The sequence below is a fragment of the Bacillus sp. JS genome (assembly GCF_000259365.1).
Lineage (GTDB): Bacteria > Bacillota > Bacilli > Bacillales > Bacillaceae > Bacillus > Bacillus stercoris.
In genome coordinates this window covers 788214-804078 of sequence record NC_017743.1, presented here as the reverse complement: position 1 = coordinate 804078, position 15865 = coordinate 788214, and the positions used below count along the sequence as shown (strand labels likewise).

At 44.7% G+C, this 15865-nt stretch carries 8 protein-coding genes and 1 pseudogene; 4 read left to right on the top strand and 5 right to left on the bottom strand.

The window, feature by feature from the left end:
* Nucleotides 1-91 precede the first annotated feature (91 nt).
* A pseudogene (locus tag MY9_RS03960) lies at nt 92-989 on the top strand (TetR/AcrR family transcriptional regulator).
* Here MY9_RS03960 and gatB read toward each other — a convergent pair.
* The 3 genes from gatB to gatC are packed head-to-tail and all read right to left on the bottom strand — an operon-like array spanning nt 976 to nt 4183.
* Nucleotides 976-2406 (bottom strand): Asp-tRNA(Asn)/Glu-tRNA(Gln) amidotransferase subunit GatB, encoded by a 1431-nt coding sequence (gene gatB / locus MY9_RS03955; protein WP_003219444.1) that lies wholly within the window; start codon nt 2404-2406, stop codon nt 976-978. The pseudogene MY9_RS03960 and the gene gatB sit on opposite strands and share 14 nt — an antisense overlap.
* Before the next feature lie 13 nt (nt 2407-2419).
* Nucleotides 2420-3877: an Asp-tRNA(Asn)/Glu-tRNA(Gln) amidotransferase subunit GatA gene (gene gatA / locus MY9_RS03950; RefSeq protein ID WP_003233901.1), complete on the bottom strand. Its 1458-nt coding sequence runs from the start codon at nt 3875-3877 to the stop codon at nt 2420-2422.
* Nucleotides 3878-3892: 15 nt separating this feature from the next.
* Complete coding sequence (gatC, locus tag MY9_RS03945; protein WP_003219442.1) at nt 3893-4183, bottom strand: Asp-tRNA(Asn)/Glu-tRNA(Gln) amidotransferase subunit GatC; 291 nt, start codon at nt 4181-4183, stop codon at nt 3893-3895.
* Between the two features lie 413 nt (nt 4184-4596).
* Between gatC and putP the strand changes: the two genes are divergently transcribed.
* The 3 genes from putP (at nt 4597) to MY9_RS03930 (ending at nt 8371) form a co-directional block, all read left to right on the top strand.
* Nucleotides 4597-6075, top strand: a complete 1479-nt coding sequence (gene putP / locus MY9_RS03940; protein ID WP_014663094.1) for a sodium/proline symporter PutP — start codon at nt 4597-4599, stop codon at nt 6073-6075.
* A 106-nt stretch (nt 6076-6181) separates the two neighbouring features.
* Nucleotides 6182-6880, top strand: coding sequence for an MgtC/SapB family protein (locus tag MY9_RS03935; protein ID WP_014663093.1), 699 nt, complete (start codon nt 6182-6184; stop codon nt 6878-6880).
* 111 nt (nt 6881-6991) lie between these two features.
* On the top strand, nt 6992-8371 hold the full coding sequence (locus tag MY9_RS03930; RefSeq protein WP_014663092.1) for an alkaline phosphatase: 1380 nt from the start codon (nt 6992-6994) through the stop codon (nt 8369-8371).
* A gap of 70 nt (nt 8372-8441) precedes the next feature.
* On the opposite strand, the gene MY9_RS03925 is transcribed toward MY9_RS03930, so the two are convergent.
* Nucleotides 8442-9443 carry a phosphotransferase enzyme family protein gene (locus tag MY9_RS03925; RefSeq protein ID WP_014663091.1) on the bottom strand — a complete coding sequence of 334 codons (1002 nt, stop codon included), beginning with the start codon at nt 9441-9443 and terminating at the stop codon, nt 8442-8444.
* The gene (locus MY9_RS03920) at nt 9436-15864 is read right to left on the bottom strand and encodes a type I polyketide synthase (protein ID WP_014663090.1); all 6429 of its coding nucleotides are present in this window, start codon (nt 15862-15864) and stop codon (nt 9436-9438) included. The genes MY9_RS03925 and MY9_RS03920 overlap by 8 nt, the downstream gene beginning before the upstream one ends.
* Nucleotide 15865: the final 1 nt, after the last annotated feature.

Here is a 15865-nt window from a genome sequence, read left to right as displayed (position 1 = left end):
CTATATAATACTAAACGTTATAACGCAACAACGTCAACTCATATACCAGAAAATTTTACTAAATTTTTCAAGGATTAAGGGGAAGCACGTCATGAATGAAAAAAAAGAGAAAATCATAAAAGCCAGCATTCGTTTATTTGCGAAAAAAGGATTCGCAGCTACGACGATCCAGGAAATCGCCAGTGAATGCGGCATTTCAAAGGGCGCTTTTTATTTGCACTTCAAATCGAAAGAAGCGCTGCTGTTATCTGCCTGTGAATATTACATCGGTATGTCTATGACCAAAATGAAAGATATAGAAGAAGATCTCGCCGGAAAGCCGCCTAAGGAAGTGTTAAAAAAGCAAATTGGCGCTCAATTTGAAGATTTTCGCGATCATAAAGATTTTATTGTTCTTTTACTTACCGAAAATATCATTCCGGAAAATCAAGAAATCAAGCAATACTTTTACAAAGTAACCATGGAGACGGATAAGCTGTACCGGAACGCCTTGCTGGTATCCTATGGCGAAGGAATCGAGCGGTACGTCGCGGATCTGTCTATCATGGCAAGAGGCATTGTGCATTCCTATATGAATGTGATGGTATTTAACAGTGAGCTTAATATCGGTGCAGAGGAAATCTCAGCCTTTATCATCGAGAGACTGGATGATCTTGTACAGGGGCTGAGCCGTTCAAACCTCAATCCGATCGTGCCAAAAGAAATTTTCACTCCGATGCCTGCGGGGAAAGACCAGCTGCTTGAGGACATTCAGAAAGTGAAAGAAAACAGCACGCTGCCCGAGGATATCACAGTGTCACTCGATGTGATCGAGGAAGAACTAGCTCAGGCTAAACCGCGCAAGCCGATTATAAAAGGCATGCTGTCCAATTTGACCGGAACCAATAACGAAGAAGTTGAAAAACTTCGGGCTCTGATCTCTGTCTTTATCTCCATTTAACCATAAAAAAGCAGCCTCTAAGGGCTGCTTTTTTATTAGCGTTTTTTAATTTCTTCAAGCAGAATTTTGTTGACCATCGGCGGGTTGGCTTGTCCTTTGGACGCTTTCATAATCTGTCCGACCAGGAAGCCGATCGCACGGTCTTTTCCGTTTTTGAAGTCTTCGATTGATTGCGGATTGTTGTCAAGCGCTTCTGTTACAAGCTTCAGAAGCACGCCTTCGTCAGAAATCTGAACAAGGCCTTTCTCTTTCACAATCTTCTCAGCGTCGCCGCCTTTTTCAATCAATTCTTTAAACACTTTCTTCGCGATCTTAGAAGAAATGGTGCCTTTTTCAATCAATTTGATCATGCCGGCAAGGCCTTCAGGTGTCAGGGCAACATCGGCAAGCTCTTTTTGCTCAGCGTTTAGGTAAGCTGACACTTCACCCATCAGCCAGTTAGACGCTTGTTTGGCTTCAGCGCCTTTTTGAACGGTTTCTTCGAAGAAATCAGCCATTTCTTTTGTCAGCGTCAGAACCATCGCGTCATATGCAGGCAAGCCAAGCTCTTCGATATAACGCTTGCGGCGCTCGTCCGGAAGCTCAGGAATGCTTGCTTTTACGCGTTCCTTCCATTCATCATCAATGTATAGCTCGACAAGGTCTGGCTCTGGGAAGTAACGATAGTCGTCAGATCCCTCTTTGACACGCATGAGAATGGTTTTCTTCGTTGCTTCATCATAACGGCGCGTTTCCTGCTGGATGACGCCGCCGGAAAGAAGAACCTGCTCTTGGCGTTTTTCTTCATGCTCAAGGCCTTTTTGAACAAACGCAAAGGAGTTCAAGTTTTTCAATTCTGTTTTTGTGCCGAATTCCTCTTGGCCGATCGGACGAAGAGAGATATTGGCATCACAGCGAAGTGAGCCTTCTTCCATTTTACAGTCGGAAACGCCTGTATATTGGATGATGGATTTCAGCTTTTCAAGATACGCGTACGCTTCTTCCGGCGTGCGGATATCCGGCTCAGATACGATCTCAACAAGCGGCGTTCCCTGGCGGTTAAAGTCAACAAGAGAATAGCCGTCGCCTGTATGCGTCAGTTTTCCGGCATCCTCTTCAAGGTGAAGACGTGTGATGCCGATGCGTTTTGTTTTTCCGCCGACTTCAATTTCGATCCAGCCGTTTTCGCCGATCGGCTTATCAAATTGAGAAATCTGATACGCTTTCGGGTTGTCAGGATAGAAATAGTTTTTGCGGTCAAACTTCGTATCCGTTGCGATCTCACAGTTGAGCGCCATAGCGGCTTTCATTGCGAATTCAACGGCTTCTTTGTTCAGGACAGGCAGGACACCCGGGTATCCGAGGTCAATGACGCTTGTCTGCGTATTCGCCTCCGCGCCGAATGGCGTTGGAGAGCTTGAGAAAATTTTTGATTTTGTTTTTAACTCAACGTGGACTTCAAGTCCGATTACCGTTTCAAAGTTCAATTCTTTTCACCCCTTACAGTTCAGGTTTTGCTTTATGATGGTCTGTCGCTTGTTCAAATGCATGGGCAACACGGTATACAGTGCTTTCATCAAAGTGTTTTCCGATGATTTGCAGGCCGAGCGGAAGTCCGTCTGCTAATCCGCATGGCACACTGATTCCCGGTACGCCGGCAAGGTTGACCGGAATCGTTAAGATATCGTTTGCGTACATTGTGAGCGGATCTTTCGTGTTTTCACCGATTTTAAACGCAGGTGTCGGCGTAGTCGGTCCGACAATGACATCATATTTCTCAAATACGTCTTCGAAATCTTTCTTAATCAACGTACGCACTTTTTGCGCTTTTTTGTAGTACGCATCGTAGTAGCCTGAGCTTAAAGCGAACGTTCCTAGCATAATGCGGCGTTTGACTTCATTACCGAAACCTTCAGCGCGCGTTTGCTTGTAAAGGTCGATCAGGTTATCCGCGTTGTCTGTGCGGTAGCCGTAGCGGATGCCGTCAAAGCGTGCAAGGTTCGCTGATGCCTCAGAAGATGACAGCAGGTAATATGTCGCAAGCGCGTATTTACTGTGCGGAAGAGACACTTCTTCCCATGTAGCGCCGAGGCCTTCAAGGACTTTTAGGGCTGCCAGGACAGATTCTCTCGCTTCTTTGCCGACACCTTCACCAAGGTATTCTTTCGGAACGGCGATTTTCAGTCCTTTGATGTCGCCAGTTAATGAAGAAAGAAAATCAGGCACGTCCACATTGGCACTCGTAGAGTCCATTTTGTCTACACCGGAAATCGCTTGAAGTAAAAATGCGTTATCCTCAACCGTACGGGTAATCGGACCAATTTGGTCTAATGAAGACGCAAATGCGACCAGTCCGTAACGAGATACACGTCCGTATGTTGGCTTTAATCCGACTACGCCGCAGAAAGATGCCGGCTGACGGATGGAGCCGCCTGTGTCAGATCCAAGAGAAAACGGAACTTCTCCCGCAGCAACCGCAGCCGCTGAACCGCCGCTTGAACCGCCGGGAACTGTTTCTAAGTTCCAAGGGTTTTTCGTCAGCTTGTAAGCTGAGTTTTCGGTAGATGATCCCATGGCGAATTCGTCCATGTTCAGTTTTCCGATTGTGACTGCTTCAGCGTCTTGAAGGCGCTGAACGACAGTAGCGTCGTAGATCGGATCGAAGTTTTCAAGAATTTTGCTGGAGCATGTTGTGCGCAGCCCTTTTGTTACGATATTATCTTTTACGCCGATCGGCATACCGAATAGAAGACCATGCTCAGAACGGCCGTCAACCGCCTCATCAAGCTCCTTCGCGTATGCGCGCGCTCTTTCTTCATCTAATGCCAAAAAGGCTTGTACCTTATCATCTACCGCTTGGATGCGTTTATAAGATTCATCAACCAGATCAGAAATCTTAATCTCTTTTTTATGTATCAGCTGTTTTAATTCTGTGATTTTATGATCAAACAATGACATTCTTGTGTCCCTCCTTTAGTCCAGAATTGATGGCACACGAATATAGCCGTCTTTATGGTCAGGCGCATTTTTCATGACATCCTCAACCGGAAGACCTTTACCCGCTTCATCTTCTCTCATGACATTTTTCATTTTCAGCACGTGAGTTGTAGGCTCCACATTGTCTGTGTTGACCTCATTCAGCTCCTCGGCAAAGGAAATGATGCTGTCGAGCTGTTCAGTGAACATCTTTGCTTCTTCTTCAGTAATCGCAAGTCGTGCAAGGTGCGCAACGTGCTTTACTTCTTCTATTGAAATTCGTGACATATGATCCACCTCCACATATTTCTCCGTTAAGTCATATAATACTGATCATATCAAAAACAAGCCCTTTAAAGCAACAAAACGCCTTAAGACAAGCCTGTGTTTTCGAAACAATACCCTATATATTTTATACTAAAATGAGACGAAGGAGAAACGAAATATTTTTCTGAATATTTTTACTTTTATTATTTTTTGAAAGCGTTTTATTCTTTATTCCCTTCTAGGTTTGCGGCGGTATTTCCCGCTCATGAGCAAGGTTTCATTGCTTGAATGGCCGGGAATACTTTGTTAGGTTAAGTTACCAAGTGCACTCCTAAAAGAATTTCTTTTGTTTCGCACTTACGCCAGGCTGCTTAACTGGCACCATCAATTTGAGAGGTGATGCAACATTATTAGAAATGAAGAGAGGGTAAATCGTGAGTATTGAAATTATTATATCTTTAGGAATTTACTTTACTGCCATGCTGTTAATCGGCTGGTACTCGTTTAAGAAAACAACTGATATCAACGATTACATGCTTGGAGGAAGAGGCCTCGGACCGTTTGTCACAGCTTTGTCTGCCGGAGCGGCGGATATGAGTGGATGGATGCTGATGGGAATTCCAGGGGCAATGTTTGCGACAGGCTTGTCGACACTATGGCTAGCACTCGGTTTGACAATCGGCGCGTATTCGAACTATCTTCTTTTGGCTCCACGTCTTAGAGCGTATACGGAAGCGGCGGATGACGCGATTACGATTCCCGATTTTTTTGATAAACGATTCCAGCATTCTTCGTCAGTGCTGAAAATTGTATCAGCTTTAATCATTATGATCTTTTTCACACTGTATACTTCTTCAGGTATGGTATCAGGCGGAAGATTATTTGAATCTGCTTTTGGAGCCGATTATACACTTGGACTCCTGCTGACTGCAGGCGTTGTCGTGTTATATACACTGTTTGGCGGTTTCCTTGCTGTCAGTCTGACTGACTTTGTACAGGGTGCGATCATGTTTGCAGCACTAGTGCTTGTGCCGATCGTTGCTTTTACCCAGCTGGGCGGCGTTTCTCCTGCTTTACATGAGATTACAGCTGTAAACCCAAAGCTATTGGATATTTTTAAAGGCGCGAGCGTCATTAGCATTATTTCTTATTTGGCTTGGGGCTTAGGCTACTATGGTCAGCCTCATATCATCGTCCGTTTTATGGCGATTAAGCATATCAAGGATTTAAAACCTGCGCGCAGAATCGGTATGAGCTGGATGATTATCTCCATTCTTGGTTCAACCGTAACGGGTTTAGTCGGTGTGGCTTACGCCCATAAATTCGGAGTTGCTGTAAGTGATCCTGAAACGATTTTCATTATTTTTTCTAAAATATTGTTTCATCCATTGATTACTGGATTTTTGCTGTCTGCTATTTTAGCAGCCATTATGAGTTCGATCTCTTCTCAGCTCTTGGTAACAGCGAGCGCAATGACAGAAGACTTATACCGGACATTTTTCAGACGTGAAGCATCAGATAAAGAATTGGTCTTGGCCGGCCGGCTGTCAGTATTGATTATCGCGGTCATTGCGATTCTGATGTCCTTGAATCCGAGCAGCACGATTCTTGATTTGGTTGGTTATGCATGGGCCGGATTCGGTTCTGCTTTTGGGCCTGCCATTCTGCTGAGCCTGTATTGGAAACGGATGACTGAATGGGGCGCCCTTTCAGCCATGGTTGTTGGGGCTGCGACAGTATTAATTTGGATTACAACTGGTTTAGCTGACTCTACAGGCATCTATGAAATGATTCCAGGATTTTTCTTGAGTATGATTGCGGGTATTATTGGAAGCTTGATCACAAAACGTCCTGCAAAAGCCTCTTACCGATTATTCGGTGTCATGGAAAAGCTGTTAAAACGCAAAAAGTAAACAATAAGCCATCAAGCGCAGCTTGGTGGCTTTTGTGCTCTTGTTTTGCTATAAATACTGTGAGAAAATCATATTTATTTAAAAACACCTTAGAAAAGGGGGAAGTTTGCTGTTGAGCTGGTATATTGATCCTGATATTTTATTAAAATTGGGCATTGCCACATTGATTGGCATGGTCATCGGGCTTGAACGCGAATTAAAAAATAAGCCGCTCGGATTAAAAACCTGTATCGTCATCGCCGTCAGCTCATGCATGCTGACGATCGTCAGTATTAATGCGGCATATCATTTCCCTAAATACTACCGCATCATGATGGATCCGCTGCGTCTGCCGGCACAAATCATCTCCGGCGTCGGATTTATCGGAGCCGGTGTCATCCTGCGAAAAAGCAATGATGTCATTTCCGGCCTGACGACATCGGCCATGATCTGGGGTGCAGCGGGACTCGGGCTGGCAACGGGAGCCGGATTTTATAAAGAAGCGTTTGCCAGTCTTCTGTTCATCCTGATCAGCGTGGAATTTCTTCCATGGGCGGTCAGAAAAATCGGTCCCGACCGCCTGCAGGAAAAAGACATCCGCATCAGAATGTCACTTTCTGATAAGGACAAAATGACAGAGATTTTAAAAGAAATGAAAAGAAAAGATATCAAAACACACTCCGTCCGGATCGACGACCTGGGCGAAAAGGATTTTCCAATTATGGAAGTGAAGGTCCGCGTCCATAAAAACAGATACACGACCGATGTCTACTATGACATTAAAGCCATTGAAGGCGTAGTCGGCGTGAAGTGTGATACATTATAAAAGCCAATGGGGCGGAATCCCATTGGCTTTTTGCTGTCATCGAAAAAAACATTGAAGTCTCTATTATTTTCAAATAAAATACATATTAGTAAATAAATATAATAAAAGGAGATGTTCCTCATTACCAAATCACGGTTTACAGTAACTGTCACCCTCATTTTGACTGCTTTCTTAAGTATTTTTGCCATAACTGAATTCATATCCCCTCCTCATTCTCAATCATCCAAGAGCAGCAGCAAAAATCCTAAAAATATTATCCTAATCATCGGAGACGGAATGGGTATGCCGATGATTAACAGCTATAGGACATTAAAAAGCGAAAAACTGAACACTCCCGTTCAAACAGCATGGGACTCTTATTTAACAGGAATGCAGATGACGAAACCTAACGATCCCAGAGACAATATCACTGATTCCTCGGCGGCTGCAACTGCCATGGCAACCGGAACGAAAACATATAATGACGCCATTGCTGTAGACAACAATCATCAGCGGCTCAAAAGCGTAACAGAAGCTGCAAAAGAGAAAAAGAAATCCGTCGGCATCGTCGTGACTTCGGACTTAACCGATGCCACTCCCGCTGCTTTCGGCGTACATAACGTCTCACGGAAAAACTACACTGAAATTGCTGACCAATACTATGATGAACGTATTAATGGATCTCATAAGGTTGATGTTTTACTTGGAGGCGGAGCGAAATATTTCATTCGCAATGACCGAAATCTTGCTGAAGAGTTCCGAAAAGACGGCTATCATTATGTGACCACGAAGCAAGACCTAAAAAAAAATCAGCACGAAAAACTGCTCGGACTGTTTGGAGAAGTTGAATTAGATAAAGCGATTGACAGAGAGAACAGCACACCCTCTCTAAAAGACATGACGGAAGCGGCACTCACCCAGTTACAGAAGAACGAAAACGGTTTTTTTATGCTTCTGGAAGGAAGCAATATTGACAATGCAGCCCATGAAAATGACGTGGTGGGCGCTTTGAGCGAAATGGAAGATTTCGAGAAAGGCGTTCAAGCTGCTCTGGATTTTGCGAAAAAAGATCAAGAAACGCTGGTTATTATTACAGCTGATCACTCTACAGGCGGGTTCTCTTACGGCGCAGAGGGAATGACTCGCGAGACCGGCTATAAATGGGACCCTTCCCCAATCATCGCCGCTAAAAAAACGCCGGGCTATATGGCAGAAAAGATCGCTGAAGGCCAAGATGCCGAAAAGGTGCTCAGCACTTATGTTGATATGAAGCTGACGGAAAACGAGATAAATCAGGTTAAAAATGCAGCCTCACAATCGAATACAGCTGAGATCCAAAAAAGCATTCAATTGATTTTTGATAAACGGTCTTTTTCCGGCTGGACGACATTAGCCCACACCGGGGAAGACGTACCGGTTTATGCTTACGGTCCGGGAAAGGAAAAATGGAAGGGGCTTATCGACAATACGCAGCAGGCAAAAAACATTTTTGCTATTTTTGAACAAAAATAAAAAACGCCGGCTCACTGCCGGCGTTTTTTGATTAAGGAGCGCCGTCCCAAAAGGGACCGGCGCAATTTTCTTAAGCTAACTTCGAAAAGTCAAATTCGGTTATCGGCGTTTGATTTTCGATATCGTTTCTGAATCCTTTCAGCATTTCTTTTTCTTCTTCTCCTATTTGATCCAGATCAAACATTTGATGGAGCAATCCATAAATCAGCATATGGCGCAGGCGAAGGAAATCTGGAATTTTCTTGAGCCATTCGGCGTCAATTTCATTTTCCTCCCTGTACCCTTTCATAAAATGCGTCATGAATTCTTCTGTAAAGGCTGCTTTATTTTCATAAGGAACAACCGGATACCATAGTACATTGTAGAGAAGAATGCTGATATCATTCACAAACCAGTTGTATCCGATATCATCAAAATCAAATGTAGTGATCTTCCCATGATCCCAGTTAAAATTACCATGATGAAGATCTGCGTGAACAAGGCCGTAGCTGTCACGGTTTTTTGGCAGCTGCCGCAACTCATTCATTAAATCGTCCGCCTGCTGAAAAACCTTTGTCTGATCTTCAGGAACATATTTTCTGAGCTTCAACTGCTCTTCTTCATCCCACTCCTGTCTCTTAAATGTAGGATTGCTCAGTTTATAGCTTTTTGTCAGGCTGTGCATCTTCCCTGTGTATCTGCCAAGCTCGAAAAATAGGGTTTCGTTCCAATCAGATTCGTCTACTTTATGGCCCGGCGCCTTTTCATACACTCTCAATAAAAATGCTCCGCCCTTTCCGTCCGGCACTTCCTCAACATCCTTACCGTTTAACGACGGGATTGGTTTGGCCACTGAAAGACCGCCTTCAGCAAGATGATGGAGCCATTCCATCTCTCCCATAATATAATCCGGCGACCGGCGAATCGTGTGTGTAATCTTTAAAATATAGGATTCATTGTCTTTAGCAAACTCATACACATAGTTTTCCGCATCCGCTAAAAACTGCACTTGATCTCTACTAAATCCATATATAACGGCAGCTTCTGCCAAAACCTTTTCTTCATCAAAAATTGCTTTAATGTCTTTATGCATGCTGATTCTCCCTCTTCATATATTTAGATAATTCCCTTATCGTGTGTTTTTTCGCAAGATTCAAATCATCAACATACCAGCCTTTCTTTTCCATCTCTACTTCCATTTTGACAGCGAGCAGCGAATTTCCTCCCAAATCAAAGAAATCGTTGTCAATTCCTACAAAATCCAAGTGGAGAATTTGCTTCCAGATATCCGAGAGGATTTTTTGCTGTTCTGTCTCCGGTCCGCTATCTTCTGTTTCAGCTCCTAAATGTTCCTTTACTAACAGAGCACGCAAATGCTCCGGCTGATTGGTATCTAAGGCTATTAAATATGGAGAATGCAAGGATTTCTCAGCATGCAGCACTTCCCAATGAGCGTTTGTGTTTTCCATTAAAGCGGATTGCAATACGCCATCGGCAATCGCTTTCGCCTTTTTGCGAGGCGCTGGCTCTAACGAGGACACCCATTCGATATGGCCGCTTTGATCCTCTACCTCATTGACGGATATGTGATAAACCGTATTTAACGGGTCAGCCTCTTCCATAAAACGATGCTCAGCCAAAAACTCAGAAAAAGCCCGGTTTTTCCCTGATTTTTTATACTTCAACGACAACGTCGCAAGCTGTTTATCCCTTGCATATGAAGCAAGGCCGGATAGCACCTTATGTTCAATTCCTTTGCCTAGTGCGCGGCAGCTGAGCAGAAAAGTATCTATCTTTAATGAATCTTCTTTTTGGATTCCCATGATTGCACCGACGATGCCTTCATCACTGAATCTGTCCGCCGCTTCAACGACCCAGCCGATATGGCCGTCCGTATTGAGCCGCTGGGCAAGCTGCTCCTCACGATAGACTGACGGATTCATATTGAACTGATTAATTCTCGCACTCATTTGAGCAACTCGCGGCAAATGCTCTTCTGTCATCTCAGTCAAGGCTATACGCAGGTGTAAACCGGAAAGAAACTCTTCAAGAGAACGGGACGTATTCAAATCTATTTTTCTTTCTTGTGCTGCCAAGTATCGTTCCGTGCGCTTTTGATCAGCTTCTGTCACCCTGAACCTGTCAAATGCCCAGACATGTTCTAAGAACATTGGAATAGAATCTATATCTGACGGCAGAAGCAAGGTCAGAACCTCTGGCAGGCGTTCGTTCATTTCAAGGCATTGAGCCGGATCATCATCTAAGAATATGAACCGGTCCATTGAAATGTTCAACTCGTCGGCCATTTCTTTCATGTTTCTGGCTTTCTCATCCCAATTAATGCGTGACAGAACAAAGTCCTCTTTCTTTAAAATCATATCTGGATGACGTTCAAACACATTCCAGACGTCTTCTTCATTATTCCTGCTTGAAAGCACAAGGAGCAGACCCTCTTCTTGTTTTTTCTTTAAAAATTGCTGCAGCGCTCGATGGGCAGGAGTAATAATGACTCCTTCCGCCCCATCTTCAGACACGGTACCGCTCCACAAAGTGCCGTCACAATCGATGGCGGCCGCTTTAAATGGCGGTTTGAGCCATGCCGTCAACTCACGCGCCACCCGTGTTCCCATCGCCGCGTAAAATTCTTCAGTAAACGGTATTCTTGCCGCTCTTTCACTGTGCGGGTCAAATATGGCATCAAGCTGGTATGTTTGATGCAGCTGGCGAAGATCAATCAAATGTACATCCGTTTCTTTAGCAAGCTGCGCGATCCAATTCTGCTGGCATTGCACAAGGATGTCCCGGAGCTCCTGCTCTTTCACATTTTCCAGCGGCAGCAATCCAATGAAATAAGGCACTTCCTTTTTCTTTTGTTTCATGATGGCGAGCAGTTCATCTGAATTATATTGAACGTGAGCTATTCTTTCTTCCAAAGAAAGACCCGCACCCCCCGCCATATCCTCAAGGCGAATCAACAGCAAGTTGGCACCGTTTTTTTGCCTTGACAGCAAGCTTTCTTCATTAAGCAATTCTTGAAACACCTGGCCGTAAGGAGACAGCTTTATATCTAAATTGATATCAAACTGTTCGCCCCACCATTTTAGGTAAGGCACAATCGGATCAGCTGTAAAATTGGAACAAATGGTTAATGGGCACGAGATGACTCGGTTTGACTCTCTCTCCCGTTTCCGCTCGGCCTCTTCCTGCTCTTTTTGGCTCAGCACCGGAATGTCCTTAATGCATTTTTCAGGCTCTTCTGCAGCTTTTTCAGCAAGAGAGATAAAATGAGAAACAAATGCCTGCATGGATTCATGAGTGAAAAGCGACCGGTTGTATTGAAGCACACATTTAAGCTCTCCTGTCACTTCCTTCACGACGTCCATTTTCATATCAAGCTTTGAAATGCCCTTTGCGAATTCGTATGTTTCAAATGTTAATCCGCCAGCCTCTATTTTTATATTCGGGTCATACTCATTATGATAGATCAGCATGGTGTCAAAGAAAGGGTTGCGGTTCGGCTTGATCACCGGCTGCAGCGCTTCTGCCATTTGATCGTATGGATAATCCTGATGGTCATAAGCTTCAAGCAGAGTTTGTTTTGTGTGCTGAAGGTTGCCGACAAACGACTCTTCAGGATTCAAATGAATTTTGATCGGCAAAAAGTTTGTAAACATACCGATCGTATTCTCAATATCCGCATGACGCCGGCCTGCCACCAATGACCCAATCATCAGCTCCTGCTGTTTTGTATAACTGGACAAAAGCATGGCATAGAGCTGAAACAGCATGACATTGTTTGTCAGCTGCTGCGCCTCTCCGATTTTCTCAAGCTTTTCTAAAACGTGCGGCGGGATTGTAAACTTGATCGCCCTGCCTAAAAAGCTTTGTTCTTTTCGTTCGTAATCAAGAGGCATATTCAGCACAGGCACTTCACCCTCAAGCTGCTTCAGCCAATACTCTTTTTGGCGTTTAAACATATCACTATTAAAAAATGTCTGCTGCCACTCCGCATAATCTTTATACTGAATGATGTTTTCGGGGAGCTGTTCCCCTCTATATAATTGGGTGAATTCTTTTATAAAAATATTCATTGAGGCGCCGTCCGCCACAATATTATGCATATCAACAAGCAACGCATGTTTTTCTTCTTCGATTTTGACGAATTTCACCCGAATTAATGGAGAAACCTTAAGATCAAACGGCCGTATAAATGAACTGATTTCGTCATCAAGCCCATCCATTTTCGCTTCGGTTTGTTCAATCGAAAATTCAAAGTTTTGATGGATTCGCTGCACAGGTTCTCCATCCTTAATTTCAAACGTTGTACGCAGTGTTTCATGCCTTTCAATCAGCTTTTTGAATGTGTCCTCGAAGCGGACGGCATCAATTTTCCCGAAGCATAAAAGAGCCATCGGCATGTTATATGTGGTGACTTGCCCGATTCTTTGATGAATCAAATACGTTCTCCGCTGTGCAGCTGACAGCCTGTATACGTCTTTTTTCTCTGAAGGCAGGATGGATGTATATTGTTGTCGGTCAGAGCGATCAATAAGCGCGGCAAGCGCACGGATTGTCGGGTGCTGGAATACATCGCTTAACGTCAGCTCCGCTCCAAATTCCTTATGAATGCGGGAAATCAGACCAGTGGCGTTTAATGAATGCCCGCCTGCTTCAAAGAAATGGGTATCTAATGTGACATGTTTGACTCCGAGAATGTCTTTCCACATAGCAGCCAAGACCGTCTCTGTCTCATTAAATTGAATATCTGCTTCTGCATCAGCTGTCTGCCCGTCATTTGCTTGCTCAGGCACTAAAAGCTGAAAATGTTCTGCCGCCGGTGTTCCCTGCTGTTCATTTGTCCGGCCAATCCAGTATCTTTCTCTTTCAAAAGGATATGTTGGAAGCGGAATAAGCTGGCATTGGTCCTGGTCATAAAAGGCTGTCCAATCGACCGGCACCCCGTGAAGCCACATATCACCCAGCCTGCTCAGCAAATAACGGTAATCAGAAGCCGTCTCCTTTGGATGCCTCATCAGCTGGATTGCAATATGCTGCTTGCCCTCAGCCTGATACAATTTGCTGACAAACGAACGCAGCGCATTTCCAGGGCCGACCTCTATAAAAATTGGATCCAGTTCTTCTTTTAAGCGTTTTGCGCAGTTCATAAATCTGACGGTTCCCCGCAAATGATCAGCCCAATATGCCGGGTCTTTAGCTTCCTCGTCAGTGATCCAGTCTCCGGTTACATTTGAGACAAACGGGATCTTTTGTTTTTTAAATTGATAGGCTGAGAGCTTATGTTTCATGCTTTCTAAAACCGGTTCCATCATATACGAATGGAAGGCATGTGATGTATGAAGCTTTCTGCAGCTGTGCCCTTCGGCGTTCAGCTTCCTTTCCAATGCATCAATCGCACTTGATTCTCCCGATACAACACATGAATCCGATGCATTCACGGCAGCGATTGAAATGGTTCCGTCTATATACGGTTTGATGTCTGCTTCGCTTAAGGAAATGCTAAGCATAGAACCGGGCGGCAGATTTTGGAGCGCTGCCCCTCGATAGCTGACGATGTCAAGAGCATCTTCCAATGAGAGCACACCTGAAATGGCTGCAGCCGTATACTCACCGATGCTGTGTCCCGCCATTGCTTTCGGCTTAATTCCCCAGTGGATCAGCATTTTTGCAAGTGCATATTCGATGCAGAACAAAAGGGGCTGTGTATATTCAGTTTGGTTAATCAGATTCGCGTCATGCTTTTGATTGTCAGAGAAAACCACCGTGCGCGGATCTATGTCCATATGATTTTTTAATATGTCAAAACAGGCGTCGAGCTCCTTCTTGAAAATCGGTACAGTATCGTAAAGCCCTTTAGCCATATCAACATACTGCGCCCCCTGTCCCGGAAAAAGAAAGACAACGGGCCGGCTTGCAGATTGAGAACTGCCGGTTTTAACAGATTCATAGTCATTTTCATGAATAGCCTGAAGAAACTCAGGCACATCCGCTGCCACAATCGCTTTTTTATATGGAAATGAATGGCGCCCTGCTTTGAGGGTATATGCCGCGGCTGCAAAATCGGTCTGCGGATTTTGCACAAAATAGTTTGACAGCCGTTCTGTCATGCTGTTTAAAGCGGCCGGTGTTTTGGCTGACAGCAATAAGAGTTCAGCGTCATGTCTTTCCGCTGCCTTGTGCTGCGCCGGCGCTTCCTCTAATATGACATGGGCATTTGTTCCCCCAATGCCAAATGAGCTAACGCCCGCTCTGCGCGGAAATTCACTTTCTTCCCAAGGGGTGAGTTCCGTATTGACGACAAATGGTGATTGCTCAAAATCGATTTTGGCGTTTGGCTTTTCGAAATTCAGAGTCGGCGGAATCACTTTATGCTTTAAGCTTAGAACTGCTTTCATAAATCCAGCTACACCAGACGCATCATTTAAATGACCGATGTTGGATTTGACAGAACCAATTCTGCAGTAGCCGCGACGGTCTGTTTGGTAAGCTTGTTTTAATGCTTCAATTTCTATCGGATCACCGAGTGTCGTCCCTGTTCCGTGAGCCTCGACATAGGTAATGGTTTCAGGCTCCACCTCGGCCATGTGCAGGGCTGTTTTGATCGCGGTTACCTGGCCTTTGGTGCTCGGCGCTGTATATCCAACCTTTCTGCTGCCGTCATTATTGATTGCAGTACCTTTTATGACAGCATAAATATGGTCTCCGTCTGCTTCAGCATCTTCTAGCGTTTTCAAAATGACCGCTCCCGCTCCGTCTCCAAATACTGTGCCTGCCGCCTCATCATCAAAGACGCGGCAATGTCCGTCCGGAGAATGGATCATACCTTCTTGGTAGAGATACCCGGACTTTTGCGGGAGGCGGATAGAGACTCCGCCTGCAACCGCCATATGGCAGTCCCCATTTAACAAAGCCTGAGCAGCAAGGTGAATAGAGACCATCGAGGTTGAGCAAGCGGTCTGCACCATCATGCTCGGCCCTTTCAGGTTAAGCTTATAAGAAATAAGTGTTGCCATGTAATCTCTCATATTCAAAACCGCTGTTTCCAGCGTCTTTGAGTCTTCTCCGGTCTTTGCTCCCTGAAGAGCCCTCAGCACCCATTCTGCATTGAGGCCCGCTCCGGTATAAAGGCCGATCTGCCCTTTGTAAGTGAAAGGATCGTAGCCGGCATCTTCCAAGGCAGTCCACACGCATTCATGAAAGATACGGAACTGCGGATCCATCATGGCAGCTTCCTTCGGCGTATAATCAAAGAAGCCGGCATCAAACAGATCTACATCCTCCACAATTCCTTTTGCTTTGACAAATCGCGGATCATTCAGCAGCTCTTCATTAACGCCCTCTTCTCTCAGCTCCTCATCAGTGAAAAAAGAAATCGTTTCTTTCGCATTTTTTAAATTGCTCCAAAACTCCTGCACGTTTTTTGCTCCCGGAAATCGGCCTGCCATGCCGATTACCGCAATTTCAGCTCCATGATTCGCATAATGAGAATTACTCATT